This is a genomic window from Atopobacter phocae ATCC BAA-285, from assembly GCF_000526675.1.
Taxonomy (GTDB): domain Bacteria; phylum Bacillota; class Bacilli; order Lactobacillales; family Aerococcaceae; genus Atopobacter; species Atopobacter phocae.
The window spans coordinates 1-8,687 of sequence record NZ_JAGN01000054.1 but is presented as its reverse complement, the minus strand read 5'-3'; the positions used below and the strand labels follow the sequence as shown (position 1 = coordinate 8,687).

Below are 8,687 nucleotides of genomic sequence, written 5' to 3'. Positions count from 1 at the left end.
TAATCCGAGTAAAGATGATATAATATGTGTCATGGAACAGCTCTCCTTTATTATGGTTTAGGCGCTTATAATATACAGGAGATCTGTTCTTTTTTGTACCCTAAAATAAAAAATAGAGTTGAGGCCTTTGGCCATCAACCCTATAAATTATAGAATCAAAACTTGCGCGGTTTTAAAGCCCTTTTGTCTCAGCGTCTTTTTTATTAAAAGTATTTTATTGATGTCCTCCTAAAGGATGATTTCATATAAAACTTGACCATTTCAGAAGGGTTATGAATATATACGTGGTATACTAATGGTAGTTAATCCATTAGTTATTTATCCGCTCATAATGGTTATTTTTAGAAAGGAGGTTAAAAATGGAAATACTTATACCGATAATTATGTTAGTCATTTTCTGGTTGGGAACGGCACTATTTTTATTTAAACGTTGGCGCATTATTGGCATGATGATAAGTCTTCTTGGGATAAGCGCTTATTTTTTAACTTTCTCACAAAATATATATTTAGCACTACCCGTTGGTTTATTGCTAATAGCAACTATTTTAGCTTTAATTGAGCTATTAGTTCCAGGTTTTGGAGTGTTTGGTATTACTAGTTTACTGATAGGTATTCTTGCTCTATCAATTGGTCAAATTGATTTAATTATTCCTGCTTTGGAAATATTATTAACATTTGTGCCAGGAGCTATATTAGTATGGGTTTTAAAACAAAAAGGATATGAAATGGTCATAGGGCATCAATTTGTTTTAAAAACCACTTTGAACACAGCTGGTGGATTTATATCTGGAAAGTCTCAAGAACATTTAATTGATATAGAAGGTGTAACTCAAACTACTTTAAGGCCCTCTGGAAAAGTATTACTACATACTAACGAAATGATTGATGTCGAAAGTGATCGTGGACTTATTGAATCGGGAATTCCAGTCCGAGTAACACGAATTAAGGACAATATTGTATACGTTATTCCGTTAAATGATATAAAAAAGGAAACATAAGAAAGGATGATAAAATTATGGATTCAAATTCAACTGCATTATTCGGTGTATTATTTACATCTTTTATATTAATTATTCTGATTGCTTTATTTTTAAGATTTGTACCAATTGGTTTATGGATAACTGCTCATTTTTCTGGCGTAAACGTTCCTGTAGGTACACTGATTGGAATGAGATTACGTCGTGTATCGCCGCACAAAATTATTCAGCCTTTAATTAAGGCAACAAAAGCAGGATTAAATTTAGATATTGATGAGTTGGAGGCTCACTTTTTAGCGGGAGGCGATATTAATACGGTTATTGATGCTTTAATTGCAGCCCAACGCGCCAATATTGATTTAGAATTCGAACAAGCAGCAGCAATTGATTTAGCAGGTCGAAATGTATTTGAAGCTGTTCAAGTCTCAGTTAATCCGAAAGTTATTCAAACACCACTGATTGCTGGTGTAGCGATGGATGGAATTGAAGTTCAAGCAATCGCTAAAGTGACTGTTCGGGCAAATATTGGACGTCTAGTAGGTGGTGCAGGAGAAGAAACAATTATCGCTCGAGTGGGAGAAGGAATTGTAACAACTGTTGGATCAAGTGAACTTCATAAAACTGTTTTGGAAAATCCAGACTTAATTTCTCAAACTATTTTAAATAAAGGATTAGACTCAGGTACAGCGTTTGAAATTCTATCCATTGATATTGCTGATGTTGATGTGGGTCGTAACATAGGTGCAAAATTACAAGCAGAGCAAGCAGAAGCAGACAAAAAAATTGCTCAAGCAAAAGCAGAAGAACGCCGTAGTTTAGCGATTGCTCAAGAACAAGAAATGCGAGCAGAAGTAGAAAAAATGCGAGCCAAAGTAGTTGAGGCACAATCTCAAGTTCCACTTGCGATGGCAGAAGCATTACGTAATGGTAAAATGGGTGTTATGGATTATTATCAATTAAAAAATATTGAAGCAGATACTAATATGCGTCAAAGCTTAGGAGATGAAGATAAAAAGGATCGTGATGCTTAATGGGCGTCATTGTGTTCATTTTATTCATATTGAGCTTTATTATTTTTGAAATTTATTGGTTAAGACGTTATACAACATTTAATCATACAGAAGTGTTTACTCGTTTTAAGAGTAAACAATCATTTTCAGTTTTTAATAATATTAGCCATAATAAGCGACACAGGTTAAACCAATCACAACCAAAACATTTTAATCATTTAAACAATTTATCAAATGCTGTTAGAGAAGATTTAAGTCAACAACATTCTAATGGTCATAAGGACCGTGATTTACATCAGGAATCACATGATTTTAGTTACCCAACAAGTTTACTGGTTGATCAATGGATTGAACGAATCAAAGAAGTTCGTCCAGAGGGAACAGATGTACTAAGTCGGTCTAATCAAAGCGATGAACAATTGTTTGATGGGCTAATTAAAGACTTAGAATTAATTAAGTCTGCTCATTGGGAACAAATCAATTTATCACCGATCGAACTTGAACAACTTCAAATTACAATGTATTGGCTTAATCATTATGATGAATTGGAGCGGCCAGAATTGATGCGATTAAAAAATAACTTAGATCGCCTTCAACAAAAAATTTATTATTTTCAGCATCAGGACACCTCTGAAAATGAAGTATTCGCTCAGCAAAATTTAAGCGCATATTTCACTAAAGATGAGCAACAAAAACAAAAGATGATGAATCAAAAAAGTGTTCGTAAAACTTCGGATTCGAACCTAAAAAAATTCAAAAGAAATAATCGAAGAGAGTTGATCCGGGCATATGAAATATTGAGTCCGCCTATTTCGATTCGTAAACGCCAGAAGTAAATATTACACTGAAGTTGTCAAGTGAGCTAAAAATTGCTATTATAAATCCTGATTGATAAAAAATCAGTAGGATTTTGAAAGTAGGGATGAAATGGGAGACGCGATATCATATCGTTTAATAAAAAAAGACAAGCAAACTGGGGCTCGTTTAGGAGAAATCACCACACCTCATGGAACATTTGAAACACCAATGTTTATGCCAGTTGGTACACAGGCAACAGTCAAAGCATTGTCACCAGAAGAATTAAAAGCTATGGGTGCAGGAATTATTTTAAGTAACACTTACCATTTATGGTTACGCCCTGGCCCAGAATTAATTGAAGAAGCTGGACATTTACATCAATTTATGAATTGGGATCAAGGTATTTTAACTGATTCTGGTGGATTTCAAGTGTTCTCATTAAGTGAAAATCGTGAATTAACAGAAGAAGGCGTACACTTTAGAAATCATTTGAATGGAAGTAAAATGTTTTTATCACCTGAAAAAGCGATTGATATTCAGCATAAATTAGGTAGTGATATCATGATGAGTTTAGATGAATGTCCACCTTTTGATGCGAGTCATGAATATATGTTAAATTCAATCAATCGTACAACACGGTGGGCAGAGCGGGGATTAAAAGCACACGATCGAACAAGTAAGCAAGCTTTGTTTGGAATTCTTCAAGGTGGAGGATATAAAGATTTACGTATTCAACATGCGAAAGATATGCTAAGTTTAGACTTTCCAGGCTATTCAATCGGAGGATTGTCTGTAGGTGAACCGAAAGATGAAATGTATAAAGTGCTAGATTATACCACACCATTAATTCCTGATCATAAACCACGGTACTTAATGGGAGTAGGATCACCTGATGCACTTATTGAAGGCGTGATTCGTGGAGTCGATATGTTTGACTGTGTATTACCTACTCGAATTGCCCGCAACGGAACGTGTATGACAAGTCAAGGACGATTAGTTGTTAAAAATGCTAAATACGCAAGAGACTTTCGTCCAATTGATGAGAAATGTGATTGCTATGCATGTAAAAATTATACGCGTGCTTATATTCGTCATTTAATAAAAGCAGACGAGACATTTGGACTACGATTAACAAGTATTCATAATGTGCATTTCTTGTTGAATTTGATGAAGCAAGTTCGTGAAGCAATAAAAGCAGATCGTTTATTAGACTTTAAAGAAGAATTTTTTGAGTCATATGGATTGAATGTTGAAAATCCAAAAAATTTCTAATGTTAGTTTTATAAAGATATACAAATATAAAAAATTGAAACAATAAGGGAGTTTTTGTAAATGGGAAATAATGGTAGTTTATTCTATATGCTATTTATGTACGCTGTAATTTTTGGAATTTTTTATTGGTTTGTTTTGCGACGTCAAAAGAAAAAAGCAACAGAAGCACGTAATATGTTAAGTAATTTAGAAGTAGGCGATAAGGTCATTACTATTGGTGGATTATATGGCATTATTGATGAAGTAAATCAAACTGAAAACTACGTTGTTTTAGATTGTGATGGAGTATATTTAACATATGATCGTAATGCAATTCGTCAAGTTATTCAAAAAAATTCAGCAGCAACTGTGTCTGTCGATGAGTTGAAACCTAAAGCAGTTGAGAATCATGATGAAGAAACAACAACTGAGCAATAATGACATTGATTTACTTATTCAGGAAAAACCATATTTACTTCAATGGATGAATATGGTAATAAGAAGTATTGAGGAATCGGATATTCAAAATTTTGAATTAATTGATTTATTGTCATACATTGATTATCATACGAAACATAAATGGCCGATTGAATTTAAAGAGTGGGTTCATATTCTTATACATGTAACACCAGATCAAATTAGAGATTATTTAGCCATTCGTTATCAAGTTTTAGAGGTTCCAAGCTTAGAGACGTTTAATATAGAAGAACTTTTTTAAAAGATTAAATAGTATGCAATCGTTGAACATTCCCAATGGATCATCGATTGCATTTTATTTTATTGAGAACGTTTGTTTGGTATAATAGTAGAAAAGTACTAAGGAAAGAAGTCATACAATGTTTCAATACGGTTTATTAGAATTTCATTCAATAAAAAATGATACTTCTCGAAAAATTATTCATATTGATATGGATGCTTTTTATGCGTCAATTGAAATAAGAGATAATCCTTCTTTAAAAAATAAGCCTGTAGTTATCGGTAATCATCCACTTAAAACGAATAAGAGAGGGATTGTAGCGACTTGTAACTATATTGCGCGATCATACGGTATTCATTCCGCAATGAGTGTGAAAGAGGCTTACGAACTTTGTCCTAAAGCTATTTTTATCCGACCTAGAATGAGTTATTACAAAGAGATTAGTGCAGAGATTCGTGAAATTTTTAAACGAACCACTTCTATGATTGAACCGCTATCTATTGATGAAGCTTTTTTAGATGTGACATCAAATTATTACAACTGCAGTAGTGCAACATTAATTGCTCAGCGTATACAACGAGAAATTTATAAAGATATAGGATTAACTTGTTCTGCCGGTGTGTCTTACAATAAATTTTTAGCTAAAATTGCAAGTGATCAAAATAAGCCTGCAGGTCTGACGGTTATTCCTCCTGAAGAAGCACTTCCTTTTTTAATGGAGTTACCCATTGAAGACTTCCGTGGCGTGGGTAAGCGGTCAAGCGAACGGTTTATTCAGTTAAATATAAAAAATGGATCAGATTTAATTCAGTGGAGTTATGAAGATTTGTATCAAACATTCGGCCAATTAGGACATGATTTATTTTTTAGAGTGCGTGGTATTGATAATCGTCCTGTCAATCAGAAAAGAGCGCGTCAATCAGTTGGAAGAGAACAAACTTATCGTGAATTAATTTATGATACGTCAACTTTATTTCATGCACTTCGTGAAGTGACCGATCGAGTGAGTGCAGATTTAGAGCGTCTAAAATTAAAAGGACGCGTCATTACTTTGAAAATTAGATATCGAGATTTTACAACTTTAACGAAACAAATGAAATTAGATTTTTATTTGAAAGAATCGATTGATATTTTTAGAATGGCTAAATACTTATTTGAAGAGATTGGATCAATTGAGCGTGGTATCCGATTGGCAGGAGTTACCATTAGTGATTTAGAAAAAAATGAATATGAACAAGCAAAATTACTAAAAAAAGAAATAGAATAAGTAATTTATTACAAGAAGAATTGAATTTGTGAAGCGTTTAATCTATTATTAACGTAGTGATGAGTAGTTAGGAGGCCATCTATGTCTAAACATCAGCAAGTTTTAGATTATATTAGGTCGTTACCAGTTGGTGATAAAATATCTGTCCGTCAAGTTGCTCGTGTGTTGAAAATAAGTGATGGGACAGCGTATCGAGCCATTAAACAAGCAGAAGAAGATGGGTTGGTATCTACCATTGAGCGAGTTGGAACGATTAGAATTGAAACAAAAGAAAATCGTGCATTTGAACGATTGACCTTTGAAGAAGTTGTCAACATAACAGATGGTGACGTCTTAGGTGGAGAAGCAGGAATATCAAAGTCGTTAGAACAGTTTTTAATTGGAGCGATGACTGTTGACGCAATGGAGCGTTATTTTACTAAACACGCTATTATGATTGTCGGAAATCGACAAGATGCACAACGTAAAGCTTTAGAAAGTGGTATGGCAGTATTAATTACCGGTGGATTTAAAGCGAGTCAGGAATTAATCGATTTAGCGAATGCACAAGCATTACCTTTAATTAGCACCGCTTATGATACATTTACTGTCGCATCGATTTTAAATAAAGCGATGGTTAATCAATTAATTAAGAAAAAAGTTACTTTAGTTCGTGATATTTATACCCCTTTCGATCGGACAGCTGTATTAAATCATGATAGCACTGTAGAAGATTATAGAAACTTAAGTCATGAAACAGGTCATTCGAGATTTCCGGTTATTCATCAAGATAATCGTTTGATTGGGATTATTACAGCAAAAGATACCGTTGGGAAGTCAGATAAAATGATGATTGAACGAGTGATTACTCGTGACCCTGCTTACACTAAATTAAATAGTAGTGTATCAAGTGTTGCACATTTAATGATTTGGCATAGTTTAGAATTATTGCCAGTCGTTCAAGACAACTTAACATTAGTTGGTATTCTAAGTCGTGAAGATGTCATGAAAGCAATGCAAATTATGCAACGCCAACCGCAAAATACAAATACAGTCGAAGATTTGATTTCAGAACATTTATCGGAAGATCCATCGGGTGATCCGTATCAATTTAAATATCAAGTAAATCCACAAATGACAAATCATTTAGGAACAATCTCGCTAGGAGTTTTATCAGAAGTATTAACATTGTCATTGCATAATGCTGTTTTTAGAACAGAGAAAGCACGATCTGTTATTGATGAATTAAATTTACATTATTTCAAAATGATTCAAATTGATTCAGAAATGACAATAAAAATTGATATACTCGATCGAACAAGAAAGTCAATAAAAGCAGACTGTTATGTTTATGTACATAATCAGCTTTATGCTAAAGCGTTCGCAAGTTGTCAATTAATGGATAAGTAGAGGGAGCACATACATGTCAAACAATACAAATATTTATAGACAAATTTTTGAATTAATTCAATCATATAACACGATTATTTTACATCGTCATATTCATCCAGATCCTGATGCATTAGGTGCTCAAGGAGGATTGCAACGGTTAATCGAAGCAAATTTTCCTGATAAAGTAGTCTATACAGTTGGGCAAATTCCAGAAAATTTAGAATTTTTAGGCGTTAAAACTTCAGATATTCGATTTGGTCACTATCAGCAAGCGTTAGTTATTGTTTTGGACACAGCCAATCAAGCAAGAATTGATGACCAACGTTACAATTTAGGTGAAAAGATTATTAAGATCGACCATCACCCAGCTACAGATCCTTATGGTGATGTTCAATGGGTTGAAGATCATCGATCATCTACTTCAGAAATGATTGTTCAATTAAGTCATGAATTAGGGAACGATTTTAAAATGACAAAAGAAGCTGCAGAATTATTATATGCAGGAATTGTTGGAGACACGGGTCGTTTTCTATATGATAGTGTGGATGCTAATACATTCTACTATGCGGGACAATTACAAGAAGCTGGAGTAAATACAGCGTTAATTGGACGTAATTTGGACCAAATGCCTTTAAAGGTGGCTCAATTGGCTGGGTATGTGTATTCTCATGTTAATATTAATGAAAATGGATTAGCCTATGTTGATTTGACGAATCAGTTGTTACGCAAATTTAATGTCGATTCTGATGAGTCAAGTATGATTGTTCCTTTAATTGGTAAAATAGAAGAAGTTAAAATTTGGGTAATTTTTGTTGCTCAAGCTGATGGAACATTTAGATGTCGAATCCGTTCAAAAGAAGTGACAATTAATCACGTAGCTGAACAGTATAGAGGGGGCGGACATCATTTAGCTAGTGGTGCAAAAGTTCATGATTTAAGTGAACGTGAAGCTCTTTTAGAATCATTAAATCATTTACTTGAAAATGAATAAAATAAAAAAGATGGTGAACAAAATGATATGCTCCCCCTAAAGTAGACACTTGAAAAAGTAAAACTATTTTAGGGGGAGTTTTTCATGCGTAAAAATAAACGTCATTCGGCTAATGAGTTAATGTATTTTATTGATCTCTATTTAATCAGTGGAATACCCTATGTAGAATTACAGGAAAATTATGGCTTAAAATTAAATGATAAAAACTTTCGAAAGTATCTTAATAAGTATAGATTACATGGGCCTTCGGCCTTAATATCAAAAGGTACCAATAACAATTATTCTGAGGTTTTTAAGAAGAAAATTATTGACGAACATTTGATTG

General features: G+C 33.5%; 10 protein-coding genes. All 10 read left to right on the top strand.

Annotated features, from left to right (window positions below):
• Positions 1 to 359 precede the first annotated feature (359 nt).
• Positions 360 to 998 carry an NfeD family protein gene (locus L866_RS0107630; protein ID WP_025730723.1) on the top strand — a complete coding sequence of 213 codons (639 nt, stop codon included), beginning with the start codon at positions 360 to 362 and terminating at the stop codon, positions 996 to 998.
• Positions 999 to 1,015: 17 nt separating this feature from the next.
• Positions 1,016 to 2,008, top strand: coding sequence for a flotillin-like protein FloA (gene floA, locus L866_RS0107625; protein WP_025730721.1), 993 nt, complete (start codon positions 1,016 to 1,018; stop codon positions 2,006 to 2,008).
• Entirely contained in the window at positions 2,008 to 2,823 is an 816-nt protein-coding gene (locus L866_RS0107620) for a hypothetical protein (protein WP_025730719.1), read from the top strand. Before floA ends, L866_RS0107620 begins: the two co-directional genes overlap by 1 nt.
• A gap of 91 nt (positions 2,824 to 2,914) precedes the next feature.
• A complete protein-coding gene (gene tgt, locus L866_RS0107615) occupies positions 2,915 to 4,057 on the top strand; it encodes a tRNA guanosine(34) transglycosylase Tgt (RefSeq protein WP_025730717.1) in 1,143 nt (380 codons plus the stop codon).
• Positions 4,058 to 4,117: 60 nt separating this feature from the next.
• Positions 4,118 to 4,474 carry a preprotein translocase subunit YajC gene (gene yajC / locus L866_RS0107610; protein ID WP_025730715.1) on the top strand — a complete coding sequence of 119 codons (357 nt, stop codon included), beginning with the start codon at positions 4,118 to 4,120 and terminating at the stop codon, positions 4,472 to 4,474.
• Positions 4,449 to 4,754 (top strand): hypothetical protein, encoded by a 306-nt coding sequence (locus tag L866_RS0107605; protein WP_025730713.1) that lies wholly within the window; start codon positions 4,449 to 4,451, stop codon positions 4,752 to 4,754. Before yajC ends, L866_RS0107605 begins: the two co-directional genes overlap by 26 nt.
• 118 nt (positions 4,755 to 4,872) lie before the next feature.
• Entirely contained in the window at positions 4,873 to 6,000 is a 1,128-nt protein-coding gene (gene dinB / locus L866_RS0107600; protein WP_025730711.1) for a DNA polymerase IV, read from the top strand.
• An 81-nt stretch (positions 6,001 to 6,081) separates the two neighbouring features.
• Entirely contained in the window at positions 6,082 to 7,389 is a 1,308-nt protein-coding gene (locus L866_RS0107595; RefSeq protein WP_025730709.1) for a DRTGG domain-containing protein, read from the top strand.
• A gap of 13 nt (positions 7,390 to 7,402) precedes the next feature.
• The gene (locus tag L866_RS0107590) at positions 7,403 to 8,362 is read left to right on the top strand and encodes a DHH family phosphoesterase (protein WP_035446445.1); all 960 of its coding nucleotides are present in this window, start codon (positions 7,403 to 7,405) and stop codon (positions 8,360 to 8,362) included.
• 84 nt (positions 8,363 to 8,446) lie between these two features.
• On the top strand, positions 8,447 to 8,687 hold a 241-nt coding region (locus L866_RS0107585), incomplete at its 3' end, for a hypothetical protein (RefSeq protein WP_025730705.1).

Excerpts from the sequence above, each read along its gene's own strand:
- L866_RS0107630 (WP_025730723.1), top strand. The coding sequence starts at position 360 with ATGGAAATACTTATACCGATAATTATGTTAGTCATTTTCTGGTTGGGA.
- floA (WP_025730721.1), top strand. The coding sequence starts at position 1,016 with ATGGATTCAAATTCAACTGCATTATTCGGTGTATTATTTACATCTTTT.
- L866_RS0107620 (WP_025730719.1), top strand. The coding sequence starts at position 2,008 with ATGGGCGTCATTGTGTTCATTTTATTCATATTGAGCTTTATTATTTTT.
- tgt (WP_025730717.1), top strand. The coding sequence starts at position 2,915 with ATGGGAGACGCGATATCATATCGTTTAATAAAAAAAGACAAGCAAACT.
- yajC (WP_025730715.1), top strand. The coding sequence starts at position 4,118 with ATGGGAAATAATGGTAGTTTATTCTATATGCTATTTATGTACGCTGTA.
- L866_RS0107605 (WP_025730713.1), top strand. The coding sequence starts at position 4,449 with ATGAAGAAACAACAACTGAGCAATAATGACATTGATTTACTTATTCAG.
- dinB (WP_025730711.1), top strand. The coding sequence starts at position 4,873 with ATGTTTCAATACGGTTTATTAGAATTTCATTCAATAAAAAATGATACT.
- L866_RS0107595 (WP_025730709.1), top strand. The coding sequence starts at position 6,082 with ATGTCTAAACATCAGCAAGTTTTAGATTATATTAGGTCGTTACCAGTT.
- L866_RS0107590 (WP_035446445.1), top strand. The coding sequence starts at position 7,403 with ATGTCAAACAATACAAATATTTATAGACAAATTTTTGAATTAATTCAA.